Consider the following 17,310-nt stretch of genomic DNA (forward strand, 5'->3'; position numbering starts at 1 on the left):
CACCGGGGAATGACCGTGCGACCGGGAGAAATCACCCTGCCGGTGGGATCAGCCGCCCGCGAACGGCGGCAGCACCTCCACCACACCGCCTTCCGGCAGCATCACCGACTCGTGCGGACGGGTCCCCACCGGCTGCCCGTCGATGAGGAACGAGCTCCGCCCGACGACCCGCGCGAACTCCCCGCCGCGCCCGTCCCCGGCCGCGGCCACCGCCTCCGCCAGCGTCACCGCGTCGTACGGCTCCTCATGCGTCCCCGCGGCCGCCTTAGCGGCCGCCCAAAACCGCAACGTGCCCTTAGCCATGGCTTCAGTCTCCCAGGGAGCGACCTCCGGGGTGTGTGTGGGCGGGCGCTCATTGCCGTTCGGGGCGGCTCGGTTATGCTCTTGGGGAGGGATCCGGGCGACGAGGCCATGGAGTTCATCTAAATGCCCTTCATGGTCGCCTCGTTCTCGAGTCGCCGGCCGTTGCCGGGGCTGGAGGGTGAGCCGCCTGGGTCCTACGTCTTTTTCGGACGGGAGGCGGGCACTTGAGCAGCTTGCTCTTGCTGACCAACGCGCTGGAGCCCTCGGACGAGGTCCTGCCCGCGCTCGGGCTCCTGCTGCACTCCGTGCGCGTCGCGCCCGCCGAGGCGTCCGCGCTCATCGACGCGCCGCCCGCCGACATCGTGCTGGTCGACGCGCGCCGCGACCTGGTGCAGGCCAAGAGCCTGTGCCGGCTGCTGCGCACCACCGGGCTCGACTGCCCGCTGCTCGGCATCGTCACCGAGGGCGGGCTCGCCGCGCTGAGCCCGGAGTGGGGCCTGGACGACGTGCTGCTGCAGGGCGCCGGCCCCGCCGAGGTCGAGGCGCGGCTCCGGCTCGCCGTCGGGCGCGCCGCGGCCGTCACCGACGCCGACGAGGTGCCCGGCGAGATCCGCAGCGGCGACCTCACCATCGACGAGGCGACCTACACCGCCCGGCTCCGGGGCCGGGTCCTCGACCTGACCTTCAAGGAGTTCGAGCTGCTGAAGTACCTGGCCCAGCATCCGGGCCGGGTCTTCACCCGCGCCCAGCTCCTCCAGGAGGTCTGGGGCTACGACTACTTCGGCGGCACGCGGACCGTCGACGTGCACGTCCGGCGGCTGCGCGCCAAGCTCGGCGCCGAGTACGAGTCGCTGATCGGCACCGTGCGCAACGTGGGCTACCGGTTCGTGCCCGACCACCGTCCCGGCGAAGCCGAGGACAGGACCCCCGCACGCGCCTGACGCCCGCCTCAGCCGAAGCGGCCCGTGATGTAGTCCTCGGTCGCCTTCTGCTCCGGGTTCGCGAAGATCTTGCTGGTCTCGTCGATCTCGATGAGCTTGCCCGGCTTGCCCGTCCCGGCGATGTTGAAGAACGCGGTGCGGTCGCTGACCCGCGCGGCCTGCTGCATGTTGTGCGTGACGATGACGATCGTGTACTGCGTCTTCAGCTTCTCGATCAGGTCCTCGATCGCGAGCGTGGAGATGGGGTCGAGCGCCGAGCAGGGCTCGTCCATCAGCAGGACCTGCGGCCGGACGGCGATCGCGCGGGCGATGCAGAGCCGCTGCTGCTGGCCGCCGGACAGGCCCGCGCCGGGCTTGCCGAGCCGGTCCTTGACCTCGGTCCAGAGGTTGGCGCCGCGCAGCGACTCCTCGACGACCTCGTCCAGCCGGCCCTTGCGGCGCACCCCGTTCAGCTTCAGGCCCGCCGCCACGTTGTCGTAGATCGACATGGTGGGGAACGGGTTGGGCCGCTGGAAGACCATGCCGACGACGCGGCGCACCGCCACCGGGTCGACGGACGAGTCGTACAGGTCGTCGTCGTCCAGCATGACCTTGCCCTCGACGCGGGCGCCCGGGATGACCTCGTGCATCCGGTTGAGGGTGCGCAGGAAGGTGGACTTGCCGCATCCCGACGGCCCGATGAACGCCGTCACCGAGCGCGGCTCGATCGACATCGAGATGTCCTCGATGGCGTGGACGCCGCCGTAGTAGGCGTGAAGCCCGGAGACCTCGATCCGCTTGGCCATTTCCTCTCCTCTGTGTCAGCGGCCCGCGGGGGCCTTGCGGCGTGCGACGAACCGGGCGACGAGGTTGAGCAGCATGATGATCCCGATCAGCACGAGCGCCCCCGTCCAGGCCCGGTCGATCGAGTTCTGGTTGGGGTCGGCGGCCTGCTCCCAGATGAAGGTCGGCAGCGACGCCTGCGGGCCGTTGAGCGGGTCGTTGTTGATCGCCTTGGTGAAGAAGATCGTCAGCAGCAGCGGCGCGGTCTCCCCCATCACGCGCGCGACGGCCAGCATCACGCCGGTGACGATCCCGGTCATCGCGGTCGGCAGGACGACGAAGCAGACCGTCCGCCAGCGCGGCACGCCCAGCGCGTAGGACGCCTCGCGCAGGTCGTTCGGGACGAGCTTCAGCATCTCCTCCGTGGCCCGCACCACGGTCGGGATCATCAGGATGGTCAGCGCGAGCGACCCGGCGAGCCCGGAGAAGTCGAACCCGAACGTCAGCAGCCACAGCGCCAGCACGAACAGGCCGGCGACGATGGACGGGATGCCGGTCATGACGTCCACGGTGAAGCTGATGATCCTGCCGAGCCGGCCGTTTCCGGCGTACTCCACCAGGTAGATCGCGGTGAGCACGGCGATCGGGACGGCGATCAGGCTGGTGATCGCGACCTGCTCCAGGGTGCCGATGATCGCGTGGTAGGCGCCGCCGCCCGGGTCGCTGCCGCTGACGGCGTTCATCGAGAACTGGAAGAACGTCAGGTCGAGCCGCTTGGCGCCGTTCACGACGACCGTCCACAGCACCGACACCAGCGGTACGAGCGCCAGCGCGAACGCCAGGTAGACGAGCCCCTGGACGGCCCGGTCCTTGAACCTGCGCCCGGCCGACACCGAGGTGAGCGAGGTGTCCGGCGCGGACGGGCGCGTGGAGACGGTGGTCACACGAACTCCTTCCGGCGCGCGACGACCGCGCGGGCGGCCATGTTGACGAGCAGGGTGATGACGAACAGCACGAGGCCGGAGGCGATCAGCGCGCCGCGCCCGGTGGTGGACGCCTCGGCGAAGCTGTTGGCGATGTTGGAGGCGAACGTGGCGCCGCCGTCCTCCAGCAGGTGGATGTTGATGCCGGGCACGTAGGTCAGCACCATCGCGACCGCGATCGTCTCGCCCATCGCGCGGCCGAGGCCGAGCATCGCGCCGCCGATCATGCCGGAGCGGCCGTAGGGCAGCACGGCCATCCGGATCATCTCCCAGCGGGTGGCGCCGATCGCGAGCGCGGCCTCCACGTTGGCCCGCGGGACCTGCAGGAACACCTCGCGGGAGATCGACGAGATGATCGGCAGGATCATGATGGCGAGCACCACGGAGGCGGTGAAGATGGAGTTCTTGCCGGGCGAGTCGCCGCCGAACAGCGGGATCCAGCCGAGCGCGCCGTTGAGGAACCCGCTGATGCCCTCCATGTGCTGGGACAGGAAGGCGAGCCCCCAGAGCCCGTAGACGATGCTGGGCACCGCCGCGAGGAGGTCGACGATGTAGCCGAGCCCGGAGGCGAGCCGCCGGGGCGAGTAGAAGGAGATGAACAGCGCGATGCCGACCGCCACCGGCGTCGCGATGAGCATCGCCAGCAGCGACGACACGATCGTGCCGAAGGCGAGCTGCGCGATGCCGAACTCCGGCGGCGTCGCGTTCGGGTTCCACTCCTCGGCGGTCAGGAAGTTCGCCTCGTTGTCCTGGAGCGCCGGGATGGCCTTCCAGACGAGGAAGACCGCGATCGCGGCCATGATCAGCAGCACGGTGATGCCGGAGCCGCGGGCCGCCGCGGCGAAGATCCGGTCACCGGCCCGGCCGGTGCCCATCCGCACCCCGCCGGCGCGCTGTTCGACGCCGGCGGCCGTCTCGACGCCGGTCTCGCTCGTCACGGGACGTCCCCCTTCGATCATGTCGGCGGAACCCGGAGCGGCCCCGCCGCCGAGGTGCTCGGCGGCGGGGCTGCTGGTCCCGTCGTCCGCTGTCAGGACAGGGCCTTCACGGATGCCTGGACCTTGGTCAGCACGCTCTGCGGCAGCGGCGCGTAGCCGTGGTCGGTCAGCACCTTCTGGCCGTCCGCGCTGGAGGTGTAGGTGAGGAAGGACTTGACGAACCCGGCCTGCTCGGCCGGCAGCCCCTTCTCGCACGCGATCTCGTAGGTGACCAGGACGATCGGGTAGGCGCCCGGTTCCTTGGTCGCGTAGTCGATCTCCAGGGCGACGTCGTTGCCGGTGCCGACGACCTTCGCCCCGGCGACGGCCTTGGACGCGCTGTCCGGGGACAGCGCGGTGAACTCGCCGGCGCCGTTCTTCACCTGGGCGGTCTGCAGCTTGTTGTTCGTCGCGTACGACATCTCCACGTAGGAGATGGCCCCCGCGGTGCTCTTCACCTGGCTGGTGACGCCGTCGGACTTGGGCGCGCCCTGGCCGGTGGAGTTCGGCCACTTCTTGGCCTTCTCCCACGTCCAGATCTTCGGCGCGGTGGTGTTCAGGTAGTCCGTGAAGTTGTCGGTGGTGCCGGATTCGTCCGAGCGGTAGACCGGCTTGATCGGGTCGCCCGGCAGTTCGGCGCCCTGGTTCTCCTTGGCGATCGCCGGATCGTTCCAGTTCTTGATCTTGCCGGAGAAGATGCTCGCGATCGTCTCGGGCGACAGCTTCAGGCCGTCCACGCCCTGCAGGTTGTAGACGACGGCCACGGGGCCGACGACCATCGGCAGGTTCAGCGCGCTGCTCCCCTGGCAGCGCTTCTGCGCGGCGGTCGCCTCCTCGGGCTTGAGCGCCGAGTCCGAGCCGGCGAACGCCACCTGCCCGCTCGTGAACGCCTGGATGCCGGCGCCCGAGCCGCTCGGGTTGTAGTTCAGGTTGGCGCCCGCGCACTTGGACGCGTAGAGCTTCGTCCACTCCTCGATCGCGTTCTTCTGCGCGCTCGACCCGGCCGCGTTGACGCTGGCCTTGGCGCAGTCGATGTCACCGGCCGGCGCGCCGCTCGAACTCGCCGTCGTGTTGTTGTCGCTCCCACAGGCGGAGAGGGCCAGCGCCCCCGCGACGACCACGCCGCCGAGGGCGGCGAGTCGGGAACCGTTCTTCACCGGAGGGTCTCCTCTGAGTCTGGTCGGGCGGGTCCCCCGAGCCGCCCCGGCCGTGGGCCGGACGGCGGGTTCGCCGTCGACAGCGACGCTAGGCAGGCGAGGTGACCAGCCGCCCCGATCCAGGTGAACGGCGGATGAACGCCATCGTGCACGGTTGGGAAGAATGTCCCGATTTGCCATGGACGCCGGGTTAACAGCGCAGCTCAGACGTCCAAAATCCAGGTCGAGGAACACCCATCACGGTTTGGCTCCCCAGAGGTAAGGGAAGTGCCGCCGATCAGGCGGGGCCGGTCCCGTACATGACGTCGACGGCGTAGCGGGTGAACCCGAGCGACTCGTACAGCCGGACGGCCGCGACGTTCGACTCGTCCACGTAGAGCATGATCTGATCCAGCCCCGCGTCGCGCAGATGGTGCAGGCCCGCGAGGGTCAGCGCGCGGCCGAGGCCGAGGCCCTGCGCGTCCGGGTCGACGCCCACGACGTAGACCTCGCCGATCCCGCCCGGGTGCACCTTCGTCCAGTGGAACCCGGCGAGCCGGCCGCCCCGCTCGGCGAGGAAGAAGCCCGCCGGGTCGAACCAGCCCTCGCCCTCCCGCTCGCGGAGGTCGTCCATCGTCCAGGCGCCCTGCTCGGGATGGTCGGCGAACGCGCGGGCGTTCACCTCCAGCCAGGCCCGCTCGTCCCGGCCCGGCTCGAACGCGCGGATCGAGACGCCCTCGGCGACGCGCACGTCCGGCAGGGGATCGGACGCCGGGCGCCGCATCTGGAAGAGCGCGCGGACCCGCGTCATCCCCTCCGACTCCGCCAGCGCCGCGGCGGCCGGCAGGTCGCCGTGCGCCCACACCCGCAGCGGGCCGCCGGCCTCGTCCAGCAGGGCGCGCAGGAGCGCCCGCCCGTGGCCCCGGCGCCGATGATCAGGGTGCACGACCAGTTCGGCCGCCGCGGGCTCCTCCTCCGTCGCCGGGTCGAGATGCGCGTACGCCACGACCGCGCCGCCCTCGGCTATCGCCAGACCCGACCGCCCGCCGCGCAGCGCCAGCAGCGCGTGCTCCGACAGCGGCCCCACGCCGTCCGCCTTCTCCGCCGCCTCGGCCAGCGCCAGCGCCGGCGCGACCTCACCGTCCCTCAGCGCCCGCAGTTCACCCACGGGCCCACCCTATGCGGCCGGACGAACAGGATGATCGACATATCCCCTGATCAAGTTGTCACAAAAACGTCATCGAGCCGCCGGGAACCGTATGCCGGACGGATCTACCGTCCACAGAATGACTCGACGACGCACCTTCCTGGCCTGCGCCGCGGCGGGGCTGACGGTCGTGGGCGTGGCCGCGCAACCCGCCGCCGCGCATCCCGCACCGACCGCGTCCGTACGCCTGCTCGCGCTCAACGACTTCCACGGCAACCTCGAACCGCCGTCCGGAAGCTCCGGCCGGGCCATCGACGAGAACGGGGAGACCGTCCTCGCCGGTGGCGCCGCCTACATCGCGACCCACCTCAAGCAGCTGCGGAACCGCGACACCCTCACGGTCGCGCAGGGCGACCTGATCGGCGCCTCACCGCTGATCTCCGCCGCCTACCACGACGAGCCGTCCGTCCAGTTCCTCGGCGACGTCGGCGTCACCGCGTCCGCGGTCGGCAACCACGAGTTCGACGAGGGCTACCGGGAGCTGCTGCGCATCCAGAACGGCGGCTGCCACCCCGCCGACGGGTGCTCGCCCGCCGGGAAGTGGCGCGGCGCGAAGTTCGACTACCTCGGCGCGAACGTCCTGCTCAAGAAGAACGACCGGCCCGCCATCAGGCCGTGGACGATCCGCCGCGTCAACGGCGTCCGGGTCGGCTTCATCGGCGTCGTCACCAGGACCACCCCGAGCATCGTCACGGCCGAGGGCATCAAGGACCTGACGTTCCAGGACGAGGTCCAGGCCGCGAACCGGGCCGCCCGCGAGCTGAAGAAGCGCCACGTCCGCGCCATGGTGCTGCTCGTCCACGAGGGAGACCAGGTCAAGCCGGACGCGCGGCCGGACGAGTGCGGCATCGTCCCGGGCGCCGGCTCCCGCATCGCCCAGGAGGCCGACCCCGAGATCGACATGGTGCTCTCGGGCCACACGCACCAGCAGTACGTCTGCTCGGTCAGGGACCCCAAGGGCGCTCCCCGCCTCTTCTCCTCCGGCTCGTCCTTCGGCCGCGTGATCACCGAGGTGAACCTCAAGGTGAACCGGCGGACCGGCGACATCGTCCGCTCCTCGGTGAAGGCCGACAACCACGTCGTGACGCGGGACGTCCCGCCGGACCCGGCGACGGAGAAGTTCGTCCAGACCTGGAAGGAGCGGGTCTCCGTCATCGCCGACAAGCCCATCGGCAAGATCACCGCCGATCTGACCCGCACCCCCTCCGCGGCGGGCGAGACCGCGCTCGGCGACGTCATCGCCGACGCCCAGCTCGCCGGCACCCAGGACCTCGGCGCCCAGGTCGCGCTGATGAACCCCGGCGGCGTCCGCACCGACCTCACCTACGCCGCGAGCGGCTCCGAGGGCGACGGCGTCGTCACCTACGGCGAGGCGTTCGCCGTCCAGCCCTTCAGCAACGTGATGGGCGTGACGTCGCTGACCGGCGCCCAGCTCGACGCCCTCCTCGAACAGCAGTGGACGTCCGCGGGCGAGAAGATCCTCCAGCCGTCGGCGAACCTGCACTTCACCATCGACCGCTCGAAGCCGGTCGGCGACCGCGTCTCCGCGATCACCATCGGCGGCGCCCCCGTCGACCCGGCCGCCGCCTACAAGGTCGCGGCGAACAACTTCCTCCTCGGCGGCGGGGACGGCTTCACGGTCTTCACCGAAGGCACGGACCAGGTCCTGGGCCAGATAGACCTGGACGCCTTCGTCGCCTACTTCGCGGCCCAGGGCACCATCGCACCCCCACCCCTCGACCGCATCTCCGGCCAGTAGGCGGGAGGACACCGCGACGGCCCGCCGCCCTCCCCACGCGGCGGGCCGTCGGCACGCTCAGGCCCGGAAGAGGCTCAGGCCCCGAAGAGGTGGACGAGCCAGTAGACGACGGCGGCCACGGCCGCGGCCATCGGCATGGTGAGCACCCAGGCGACGAGGATGTTGCCGGCGACGCCCCAGCGGACCGCGGAGAGCCGCTTGGTGGCGCCCGACCCCATGATCGCCGAGGTGATCGTGTGGGTGGTGGAGATTGGAGCGTGCCAGATGAACGCGGTCGCGTAGAGGACCACGGAGGCCGTCGCTTCAGCGGCGAAGCCCTTCGGCGGATCGACCTCGATGACCTTGCGGCCCAGCGTGCGCATGATGCGCCAGCCGCCCGCGTAGGTGCCCGCGGACAGCGCCCCGGCGCACACGATGACGACCCACCAGGGGACCGTGCTGCCGTCCGCGTGCCCGGTCGTGACGAGCGCGAGGACGATGATGCCCATCGTCTTCTGGGCGTCCTGGAGGCCGTGGCCGAGCGCGAGGGACGCCGCCGACATCGTCTGCGCGATCCGGAAGCGGCGGCCGACCCGGCTCGGATTGGAGCGCCGGAAGATCCACAGGATCGCCACCATCGTCAGGTAGGCGAGGCAGAACCCGACCACGGGCGAGACCACCATCGGGATGGCGACCTTGTCGATCACGCTCTGCCAGTTGACCGACGACAGCGAGGCCAGCCCGGCGCCGACGACGCCGCCGATCAGGGCGTGCGAGGAGGACGACGGCAGCCCGAAGTACCAGGTGATCAGGTTCCAGGTGATCGCGCCGAGCACGCCGGCGGCGACCACGGTGAGGCCGTGCAGGCCGCTCGGCGGGGTGATGACCTCGCTGACGGTCTTGGCCACCCCGACGCCGAGCAGGGCGCCGATCATGTTCATGGCGGCGGCCATGCCGAGCGCGACCCGCGGGGTCAGCGCCCGGGTGGACACCGCCGTGGCGATCGCGTTCGCCGCATCGTGGAACCCGTTGGTGTAGTCGAACACCAGGGCCACGACGACGACGAGGACGAGCACCGCCATCTGCGCGTCGGTGCGGAGGCCGAGCGCGCCCGCGACCATGACCACCAGCACGCCGGCCAGCAGCAGGATCCACGCACGCCCCGTCACCCGGCGGGTGGCCTGCTCCCCCAGCGTCTCCTCGGCGCCGGCCGAGGGTTCGCGGGTGAGGGTCGCGCCGGAATCCTCGGCCTTGCTCATGATTCCTTGACCGCGATGGTCTCGACCGTGTTGGCGACGTGCTCGAACGCGTCGGCGGCGTCCTCCAGCCGGTCGATGACCTGCTTCAGCTTCAGCACGGTCAAGGTGTCGTACTCGCCGCTGAACAGCTGTGCCAGCAGCTTGCGGTAGACCTGGTCGCCCTGGTTCTCAAGCCGGTTGATCTCGATCCAGTACTCGTTGAGCTCCTTCATCGAGCGCAGCTTCGGCATGGCCTCCGCGGTGAGCTCGGCGGCCCGCTCCAGCACCTCCACCATGTTGACGATGCCTTTGGGGAACTCGTCGATCTTGTAGAGCGCGACGAGGTCGGCGGCCTCCTCCATCTCGTCCATCACGTCGTCGATGTCGGACGCCAGCCGGTAGATGTCCTCGCGGTCGAAGGGGGTGATGAACGTTTCGTTGAGCCGCCGCATGATCGCGTGAGTGCACTCGTCGCCCGCATGCTCGCAGGCGCGCATCTTCTCGGCGATCGCGGCCCGGTCGGAGCCGTCGCTGATGAGTTCCACGAGCAGCCTGGCGCCGGTGACCAGGTTGTTCGCCGAGTCGGCGAACATGTCGTAGAAGCTGTCCTCACGCGGCGTGAGACGCAAGCGCACGTCGTTCTCCTGATGTGCCGGAACAGTCCGCAGAGGATCGTAGGCGCTACCAGCCGTAAAAAGAACCTTTGCCCCAGCTTCTGCTGGTGTCCGCCATCCTCTCACCTACATGATTGCCCTGGATCACCAGGTACATACCCCGCGGACTCCCCCCTATCTGGCGGAACGCCCTCGGGCGCGGGGCCGGTGGGCGGTCTACCTGCGCGGCGATGTTGATCAGGCGTGAGATTCGTTACATTACCGCTACATAGAGCATCCGGTTACGGCACAACCCCAGCCGGGGCTTCGGTGTGTCTGAAAAGACGAACCGGGGACGCCCTCAATCGGCGTCCCCGGCAGGCGGTGATCAATCCTGTGGCGTCAGCTCACGACGACCGGCTTCGTCGGACCGCACTCCGAGCACCATGTCGATCTCCGCGACGGTCAGCGGCCGTTCCGCCGCCGCCACCGCACTGAGCATCTCGGCATAGAGTTCGATCTCGTCCAGCGCAACACGGTCGTGGACGCGCAGATCGAGATTCTGGCGCACCGCGTCCACCTCCGTTCGTTCCCCACACCCGAGTCGAGGCTACGCGTCCGACCCCGGCGCGCACATGACCCAAGAGGGCCATTCGCGGGCCACTCCGACCCTGTCCGTCCGGGGGACGCCCCGGCGTCCCGGCCGCCGCTCCCCGGCGGCCCCGGAAGGACGCACCCCGGATTGTGTAGCCTTCCCGGGTCATGCCCATCTGATGCAGATGTCCTATTCATTCCGGGACGGACGGGCCGGACGGGCCCGGTCAGCCACCCGGGCGGAAGTCGCCGAGCATCTGCTCCAGCGTCGATTCGGGCAGGTCACGGGCCGTCAGGCGGGCCACGGTCGCCGCGTTGACGTCGGCGCCGGCCAGCCGGGCCGCCTGCCGCGCGACCGTCTGCTCGAACAGCGCCCTGACCGTGCGCGCGTAGGCGAACCGCTGGTCCTCGCGCATCCGCGAGAACCGGCTCAGCAACTCGACGCGCAGTTCCTCGTCCAGCATGTAGAGGTCGCGCTCGGCGTAGCTCTGGAACAGCTGGACCAATTCGCGGTCCCCCATCGGGGTGAACTCCAGGACCCGGCCGAACTCGGCGCGGAAGGCGGGGTTGCCCGCGAGGAAGCCCTCCATCTCCGCCGCCGGGCTGGTGCAGACCACGATGAACCGGGACGCCCCCTGGTTCATGCGGCGCAGCAGCTCGGCCACCACGGCCGGGGACCGGTCGAGCCGGTACGCCTCCTGGATGAGCAGCACGCCGCCGAGGGCCTGGTCGACCATGCCCGCGACCCGGTTCTCGGTGTCGACGCGGTCGCGTCCCGCCAGATGGACGGGACGGCACGCCACCACGTGCCCCGACTCCAGCAGCCCCAGCGCCGCGTAGATGCCGCCGACCAGGCCCGCCACGGTCGTCTTGCCCGTCCCCGGCGGCCCGACGAAGACCAGGTGCCGCGCGTCGCCGCCGGACACCCCGTACCGCGCCCGGTCGGCCGCGAGGCCGGCCTCGTCGGCCAGTTCCAGCACGGCCGCCTTGACCTCGTCCAGCCCGGTGAGCTGGTCGAGCTGCCGCAGGTAGCCGTCGATGTCGCCGGGCGGGCGCAGCGCCGGCTCGATCCCCTCGGCCACGCCCGCGAGGTCGTCCGGCGTCAGCACGAGCCGGTCGTGGGACGCCCCCGCGCGCTCCATGTTCCGCTGGGCGGCCTGGTCCAGGTACGCCTCGACCAGGCGGGCGTTGACCAGGTCGCCCGGGCCGCGGAGCCGCTCCAGGTCGGCGCGCGCGACCTCCAGCGCCGCCGCCCCGATCGTGACGCGCCGCTCGTCCGCCAGCAGGTGCAAAAGCGTCATCCGGTTGTCGAGGTCGGCGAAGTCGGGCAGCCGGTGGACGCGGAACGCCTGCACGAGCTTCGGGTGCTCCTGGAGCAGGCGCTTGTAGGCGCGCGGCTCGCACGTCGCGATCACCGGCGTCGTGTTCACCGGGTCGCGGCGGGCGCGGCGCACCGCCCCGACGACCGCGGCCGGGTCCGCCGCGCCGGAGATGGCCACGTCCAGCCGCTCGAAGAGGATCACCGGGCCGGGCTGCCCGAGGAGCCGGCCGATCCGCTCCGGCGGCGCGTTGCGGACGTCCTCGGCGTCGTGCGCGCGGATCGCCCCGTCGCCGAGGCCGGCGTTGGCCAGCGTCAGCGCGATCATCCGGGACAGCCGGCGCTGCCCGGAGTGGGGGGCGCCGACCAGCAGCACCCCGGGGACCCCGGACTTGATCGAGCTGGGCGCGCCGTCCACCCGGGTCCGCTCGATCTCCTCGCCCGCCGGTGCGTTCCACTCCTCGGCCTGCGCGCGCAGCTCGCCGAGGAACTCGGCGGCGTCGTGCTCGCCGTACAGGAAGCCGAACCCGAACCGCTCCAGGACGCGGCGGGTGCTGCGGTCGCGCGGCGGCGGGATCTCGTGGACGGGCTGCTCGGGCGACGGCGTGTCGTCCAGGAAGTCGAAGTCGCCGACCATCGTCTTGGACATGACCTTCGTCCCGGGACCGGCTCCCGGGACGGGTTGCGGCGGGGGCGCCTGGTCGTCCTCGAGGTCGCCGGGGCCGAGGACGCGCGTGCCGGGCGGCCGGCCGGGTTGCGGCGGCACGGGCGGGACGGGCGCGCCGGCCTGCGGCGATCCCGCCTGGTCCTCCACCCGGGTCGCGTACGGGTCGAACGCCTGCGGCTGCGGCTGCTGCGGTTGCGGCTGCTGCGGCTCCGGCGGGGGCGGGACGGGGCTCGGCGGCTGGACGTTCGGCGGGGACGGGGGCGCGGAGCCCGCCGGCTGGTAGCCCAGCTGCGTGTACGGCGGCACGAAGTTCTCGTCCTGCTTCTCCTCCTCGGGCGGGGAGAAGCCGCCGGCCTGCTGCTGGGCGGCGGGCGCGGGGCTCGCCTGCACCGGCTCGGGCGCGGCGGGCTGGGGCGGCGCCGGCGGCGGGGCCTGCATCGGCGCGGGCGCCGGGCTCTGCATCGGCGCGGGCGCCGGGCTCTGCATCGGCGCGGGCGCCGGATTCTGCATCGGCGCGGCGCGCTGGAAGCCCAGTTCGGTGTAGGGCGGCGCGGCGCTCCCCTCGTCCTTCTCCTCCTCGGCGGGCGAGGCCCCGCCCATCATCGGGTCCGGCGGCGCGAACCCGGGGGAGTCGAACGCCGCCTGCGGCGCCGGGGGCTGCCCGGCCGGTCCGGGCGCGTTCTCCAGGCCGGGCTGGGCGGGCGGCTGGACGAACGGGCGGTCCGGCCCGGCGGGCGCCTGCGCCTGGGGTGCCGCGCCGGGCGCGAGGCCCGGCTGGCTCTGCATGTTGAACGGGGGACGGCTGCGGTGCGGGGTTGGGCGGCGGCGTGGACGTCGGGGCCGCGGCCGTGGCGCGGGCCCGGTTGCGGCCGATGATCCCGGCGACGACCGCGGTCGGGACGGGGAAGCCGCGCGGGCGGGCGGGCATGCCGCCGAGCCGGCACCACGCCAGGTCGACCTCGTACGTCGCGGCGAGCAGCGACTCGGCGCCCGGCCCGGACCCGGCCGCGGACCGCAGCGGTTCCGGGAGGCGCATGTCCTGCGGCCACAGGCGGCGCAGCGGGTGCCCCTTCTGCTCCGACACCGCCTGCACGGTGTAGCGGATCTCGGGGGTCGAGCCAGGGGACGATGGTGCCCACCATGTCCTTGCGGACGACGTCCAGGTCGGCGGCGAGCAACGCGGCGGCGACCAGCCGGGGCTCGATGTAGGCCGGTTCGGCGGGGTCGCCCGAGAGCTCGGCGATCAGCTCGCTGAGCGTGTAGAAGGCGTGCCGGAAGTTGTCGCCCGGCGAGCTCTCGTTCCGCAGCGCGGGGACCAGGTTGGGCGGGCACCGCGTCAGCCACTGCTGGACGATCGCCTGGTCGCCGTAGGGCAGCGCCCCGTAGTCGACGGTCGGGTTGGCGAGCGTGGCGCCGAGGATGGCGAGCAGCGCGTCGGCCCTGGCCTGGAAGCGGATGTCGTCGCGCAGCGCGCTGGCGACGGCCCACATCGTCCGCAGGACGACGACCGCCGCGTCCACCCGGCTGGCCCGCAGGCGCTCGGAGTACAGCGCGACGAGGGTCTCCAGGGCGGGCGGGGTGAGCCAGCGCGGGCCGTCGACGTCGGGGAGGGGCCGGGCGCGGTAGGGCTTCCAGAGGTCGAGCATCTGCGCGTCCAGCCGCGAGTCGAAGGCGGGCGCGGCCGAGCACCACAGCATCACGCCCCACGCGACGGCGACCGTGGACGGCGTCTCGCTCGTGAACTCCCGCCACCAGTGCGGGTAGTCGGGGGCGGGCAGGGTGGCGGCGGACTCGACGGTCGACCGGACGCGGGAGGTCAGCTCGGTCGCGAACCCGTGCGCGACGAAGGGCAGCCCGGACGGCGGGTCGTAGGAGAAGTCGGGCCCGGCGGGGATGACGTGCGGCGGCAGCGCGGGCACCTGCGCCTGCCCCTGCTGCGCGGGCCGCGCGGCCATCCGGACGGCGGGGATGCGGGGCGGCGGGCAGAGGTACCACTGTCCGTCGGACGGGTGCAGCCGGTACCAGCGGGCCCACGCCCCGAACAGCCACCACGTCCCGTCCGGGAGGACGAGCATGCGGCCGGCGATGGCGTGATGGCGCTGCTGCGGAGGCGCCGACGGCCACCATGCGGCGGCCACCATCGCCCTCGTGTCGCGCTCCGCCTCCGCGAACGGATCCTGCCCCGTTTGGGGGCTGGGCGGCGGAGCACTGCCATAGCCCGGTCCCCACACCACGATGGTCATCGTAGTCAGCAGAAACCGGGCGGAGCGGCCCCCACCGGCCGAGGAGCCGCGTCCTCGCAGGTCAGATGGGCCTCAAATCGGCCCCTGGGTCAGCGCCACCGCGCGGTGCGGTGCCGCTCGGCCTTCTTCACGTACGTATCGGGGGTGTACTCCAGCACCGCCCGGTCGTCGTCGGTCAGCTCCCGGACGATCTTGCCGGGCGTCCCGGCGACCAGCACCCCGGAGGGGATCTTCTTGCCGGGCGGGACGAGGGCGCCCGCCGCGATGAGCGTCCCGGAGCCGACGCGGGCGCCGTTCAGCACGATGGCGCCGATCCCGATGAGCGAGCCCGTCTCGATGTGGGCGCCGTGCACCATCGCCTTGTGGCCGAGGCTGACGCGGTCCTCCAGGACGGCGGGCAGCCCGGGGTCGGAGTGCAGGCAGCTGAGGTCCTGGATGTTGCACTCGTCGCCGACGACGATCTCCTCGTCGTCGCCGCGCAGCACCGAGCCGTACCAGACGCTGGACGCGCGTCCCAGCCTCACCCGCCCGACGACGACCGCCCCGGGCGCGACCCACGCGGTCGCATCGATCGTCGGAGTGTCCTCGCCCAGCGTTCCCAGGTAGCTCATGGCGCCGATGGTAGCCGCCGCCCCTTGGCACCTTTTCGCCGGAGTTCGGGTGCTTTGTCACCACCGTCCAGATGAAGAAACGGCAGCGAGAAGCGTGTTCCGGTTGCGCGAATGGGGTGGACCGGACAAGAGTCGGTTCCGACGTCTCCCCACCGTGGGCAGCTCACCGGCGGGCGAGGATCGCATTCTGGCCGACCCTGACGGGGTGATCCCCGCCAACGACCCCCCAAGGCATCATGAGCAACGAAGCCGAAATCCTGCCGAACCTCCTCCAAGAAGAGTCCTTCGAGATCGTCATGCGCGGCTACAACCGCCGCCAGGTCGACGACTACATCGCCCGCGCCCAGCAGAAGCACCGCGAACTCGAGGCGCGGCTCGCCCGCGCGCAGGACGAGGTCGAGCGGATCCGCCGCGAGATGGCCGAGGTCCGGGAGGCCCGCAAGCCCACCGGCGACGACCTGAGCGACCGGCTCCGCCAGATCATCAACCTCGCCGAGGACGAGGCCCAGGACAAGATCGCCGAGGCCGAGGCCAAGGGCACCGAGATCCGCGAGGACGCCGAGCAGGAGTCCAAGCGCATCATCGACGACGCCCGGTCGCACGCCGAGAAGAACCTCGGCCAGGCGCAGGAGAAGGCCGACACCATGCTGGCCGCGGCCAAGAAGGAGTCGGAGAGCGTCCTGTCGTCCGCCAAGCAGGAGGCCGAGCAGACGGTGACCAGCGCGCGGCTGGAGGCCGAGCGCACCCTCACCGCGTCCGAGCGCCGGGCCAGCGTGATCAACGAGGGCGCGACGCAGCGGCTCACGGCGCTCACCAAGAACCACACCCAGGCCCTGCAGCGGCTCACCGAGATCAGCGACACCCTGCACCGGCTGCTCACCGCCGAGAACGAGGCGGGCCCGCTGGAGAAGATGGTCGAGGACGCCGTCCGGCAGAGCCCGCCGGCCCGCGCGCAGGCCAAGCAGGCGCCGCCCGCGCAGCCCGCCCCGGCGGCGAAGCCCGCGGCGCCGTCCGCGGCTCCGTCCTCGACGTCGACCGGCCCGAAGCCGATGCCGGCCGCGGCCAAGCCCGCACCGGCGACCCCGGCCCCGGCCGCGCCCGCCGCCCCGGCGAGCCCGCCGCAGACCGCGCCCCCGGTCAAGAAGCCGGAGCCGTCCCCCGCCGCCGACGCCCCGGCGCAGCCCGCGCCGCCGCAGCAGCAGCCCAAGCCCGCGCGTCCCGCCGACGACTCCGGCGGTCCCGCCACGGCCCCCATCCCCCCGCAGCAGCCCCGCGGCCCCATCGAGCTGTAAGGCGTTCGCGCGCCGTCAGGCGGTGCGTCCGGTCCCGAGCGGCCCGGACGCACCGCCTGACGCGTTCTATAGGATCTTCCGGGTGAGCAAGAGGACCCACACGCGCCGCGGAACCGCACGTCCGGTCAGGCTGCTCGGGGATCCGGTCCTGCGCACCGAGTGCGATCCGGTCCGGACGTTCGACCAGTCCCTGGAACGCCTCATCGACGACATGTTCGTCACCATGTACGAGGAGGACGGCGCCGGGCTCGCCGGCAACCAGATCGGCGTGGGCCTGCGGATCTTCGTCTACGACTGCGAGGACGACAAGGGACGCCGGCACATCGGCCACGTCGTCAACCCGACGCTCGTCGCCGCCGACGGGGACGTCCTCGTCGAGTCGGAAGGCTGCCTGTCGGTCCCCGGAATGCGCTTCGAGACCCCCCGCCACTCGCACGCCGTCGTCGAAGGCGTGGACATGAAGGGCAAGCCCGTCCGCGTCGAGGGCACCGGCTACTTCGCCCGCTGCCTCCAGCACGAGTGCGGCCACCTGGAGGGGAAGGTCTACATCGACGTCCTGTCCGGGGAGGCCCGCAAGGAGGCCATGCGGGCCATCCGCGCACTCCGCGAGTAGGACGCCCCCTTCCAGGACGCCCCCTCGCGGACGCTCAACCGATCCTCTGCCCGCATTCAGGGGACATTCAGGTTGAGATGGGAACCTCTGCGAA

General features: G+C 71.9%; 16 protein-coding genes. 4 read left to right on the top strand and 12 right to left on the bottom strand.

Features of this window, described 5'->3' with window-relative positions; genetic code table 11:
* Nucleotides 1-48 precede the first annotated feature (48 nt).
* On the bottom strand, nt 49-303 hold the full coding sequence (locus K8Z49_RS22555; RefSeq protein ID WP_021597027.1) for a MoaD/ThiS family protein: 255 nt from the start codon (nt 301-303) through the stop codon (nt 49-51).
* A gap of 224 nt (nt 304-527) precedes the next feature.
* Between K8Z49_RS22555 and K8Z49_RS22560 the strand changes: the two genes are divergently transcribed.
* Entirely contained in the window at nt 528-1,244 is a 717-nt protein-coding gene (locus tag K8Z49_RS22560) for a winged helix-turn-helix transcriptional regulator (protein ID WP_024936309.1), read from the top strand.
* 8 nt (nt 1,245-1,252) lie between these two features.
* Here K8Z49_RS22560 and pstB read toward each other — a convergent pair whose 3' ends face one another.
* The 5 genes from pstB to mshD form a co-directional block, all read right to left on the bottom strand.
* A complete protein-coding gene (gene pstB / locus K8Z49_RS22565) occupies nt 1,253-2,029 on the bottom strand; it encodes a phosphate ABC transporter ATP-binding protein PstB (RefSeq protein ID WP_075021445.1) in 777 nt (258 codons plus the stop codon).
* A gap of 15 nt (nt 2,030-2,044) precedes the next feature.
* Nucleotides 2,045-2,950 (bottom strand): phosphate ABC transporter permease PstA, encoded by a 906-nt coding sequence (gene pstA, locus K8Z49_RS22570; protein WP_021597030.1) that lies wholly within the window; start codon nt 2,948-2,950, stop codon nt 2,045-2,047.
* The gene (gene pstC / locus K8Z49_RS22575) at nt 2,947-3,927 is read right to left on the bottom strand and encodes a phosphate ABC transporter permease subunit PstC (RefSeq protein ID WP_021597031.1); all 981 of its coding nucleotides are present in this window, start codon (nt 3,925-3,927) and stop codon (nt 2,947-2,949) included. Before pstC ends, pstA begins: the two co-directional genes overlap by 4 nt.
* A 92-nt stretch (nt 3,928-4,019) precedes the next feature.
* Nucleotides 4,020-5,123, bottom strand: coding sequence for a phosphate ABC transporter substrate-binding protein PstS (gene pstS, locus K8Z49_RS22580; protein WP_021597032.1), 1,104 nt, complete (start codon nt 5,121-5,123; stop codon nt 4,020-4,022).
* 277 nt (nt 5,124-5,400) lie between these two features.
* Entirely contained in the window at nt 5,401-6,261 is an 861-nt protein-coding gene (gene mshD / locus K8Z49_RS22585; protein WP_412521122.1) for a mycothiol synthase, read from the bottom strand.
* 127 nt (nt 6,262-6,388) lie between these two features.
* Between mshD and K8Z49_RS22590 the strand changes: the two genes are divergently transcribed.
* The gene (locus K8Z49_RS22590) at nt 6,389-8,068 is read left to right on the top strand and encodes a bifunctional metallophosphatase/5'-nucleotidase (protein ID WP_021597034.1); all 1,680 of its coding nucleotides are present in this window, start codon (nt 6,389-6,391) and stop codon (nt 8,066-8,068) included.
* Nucleotides 8,069-8,142: 74 nt separating this feature from the next.
* On the opposite strand, the gene K8Z49_RS22595 is transcribed toward K8Z49_RS22590, so the two are convergent.
* The 6 genes from K8Z49_RS22595 to K8Z49_RS22620 all read right to left on the bottom strand — a co-directional run bounded on the left by K8Z49_RS22595 (nt 8,143) and on the right by K8Z49_RS22620 (nt 15,311).
* Nucleotides 8,143-9,168, bottom strand: coding sequence for an inorganic phosphate transporter (locus K8Z49_RS22595; protein WP_412521124.1), 1,026 nt, complete (start codon nt 9,166-9,168; stop codon nt 8,143-8,145).
* Between the two features lie 134 nt (nt 9,169-9,302).
* Complete coding sequence (locus K8Z49_RS22600; RefSeq protein WP_075021450.1) at nt 9,303-9,920, bottom strand: DUF47 domain-containing protein; 618 nt, start codon at nt 9,918-9,920, stop codon at nt 9,303-9,305.
* Nucleotides 9,921-10,266: 346 nt separating this feature from the next.
* Nucleotides 10,267-10,458, bottom strand: coding sequence for a hypothetical protein (locus K8Z49_RS22605; RefSeq protein ID WP_021597037.1), 192 nt, complete (start codon nt 10,456-10,458; stop codon nt 10,267-10,269).
* A gap of 241 nt (nt 10,459-10,699) precedes the next feature.
* Complete coding sequence (locus tag K8Z49_RS22610) at nt 10,700-13,060, bottom strand: AAA family ATPase (RefSeq protein WP_412521126.1); 2,361 nt, start codon at nt 13,058-13,060, stop codon at nt 10,700-10,702.
* On the bottom strand, nt 13,057-14,700 hold the full coding sequence (locus tag K8Z49_RS22615) for a hypothetical protein (protein ID WP_412520669.1): 1,644 nt from the start codon (nt 14,698-14,700) through the stop codon (nt 13,057-13,059). The genes K8Z49_RS22610 and K8Z49_RS22615 overlap by 4 nt, the downstream gene beginning before the upstream one ends.
* A gap of 89 nt (nt 14,701-14,789) precedes the next feature.
* Entirely contained in the window at nt 14,790-15,311 is a 522-nt protein-coding gene (locus K8Z49_RS22620; RefSeq protein WP_412520671.1) for a gamma carbonic anhydrase family protein, read from the bottom strand.
* A 236-nt stretch (nt 15,312-15,547) separates the two neighbouring features.
* Here K8Z49_RS22620 and K8Z49_RS22625 point away from each other — a divergent pair, with 236 nt between their 5' ends.
* Nucleotides 15,548-16,603 carry a DivIVA domain-containing protein gene (locus K8Z49_RS22625; protein ID WP_412520673.1) on the top strand — a complete coding sequence of 352 codons (1,056 nt, stop codon included), beginning with the start codon at nt 15,548-15,550 and terminating at the stop codon, nt 16,601-16,603.
* Between the two features lie 82 nt (nt 16,604-16,685).
* Nucleotides 16,686-17,216 carry a peptide deformylase gene (def, locus tag K8Z49_RS22630; RefSeq protein ID WP_024934592.1) on the top strand — a complete coding sequence of 177 codons (531 nt, stop codon included), beginning with the start codon at nt 16,686-16,688 and terminating at the stop codon, nt 17,214-17,216.
* The last annotated feature ends 94 nt before the right edge of the window (nt 17,217-17,310 follow it).

The sequence above is a fragment of the Actinomadura madurae genome (assembly GCF_047130825.1).
In the GTDB taxonomy this organism is placed as follows: domain Bacteria; phylum Actinomycetota; class Actinomycetes; order Streptosporangiales; family Streptosporangiaceae; genus Spirillospora; species Spirillospora madurae.

Coding starts and splice junctions, on each gene's coding strand:
- K8Z49_RS22555 (WP_021597027.1), bottom strand. CDS start 303: ATGGCTAAGGGCACGTTGCGGTTTTGGGCGGCCGCTAAGGCGGCCGCG.
- pstB (WP_075021445.1), bottom strand. CDS start 2,029: ATGGCCAAGCGGATCGAGGTCTCCGGGCTTCACGCCTACTACGGCGGC.
- K8Z49_RS22590 (WP_021597034.1), top strand. CDS start 6,389: ATGACTCGACGACGCACCTTCCTGGCCTGCGCCGCGGCGGGGCTGACG.
- K8Z49_RS22595 (WP_412521124.1), bottom strand. CDS start 9,168: ATGGTCGCGGGCGCGCTCGGCCTCCGCACCGACGCGCAGATGGCGGTG.
- K8Z49_RS22610 (WP_412521126.1), bottom strand. CDS start 13,060: ATGATGGGCGGGGCCTCGCCCGCCGAGGAGGAGAAGGACGAGGGGAGC.
- K8Z49_RS22615 (WP_412520669.1), bottom strand. CDS start 14,700: ATGACCATCGTGGTGTGGGGACCGGGCTATGGCAGTGCTCCGCCGCCC.
- K8Z49_RS22620 (WP_412520671.1), bottom strand. CDS start 15,311: ATGAGCTACCTGGGAACGCTGGGCGAGGACACTCCGACGATCGATGCG.
- K8Z49_RS22625 (WP_412520673.1), top strand. CDS start 15,548: ATGAGCAACGAAGCCGAAATCCTGCCGAACCTCCTCCAAGAAGAGTCC.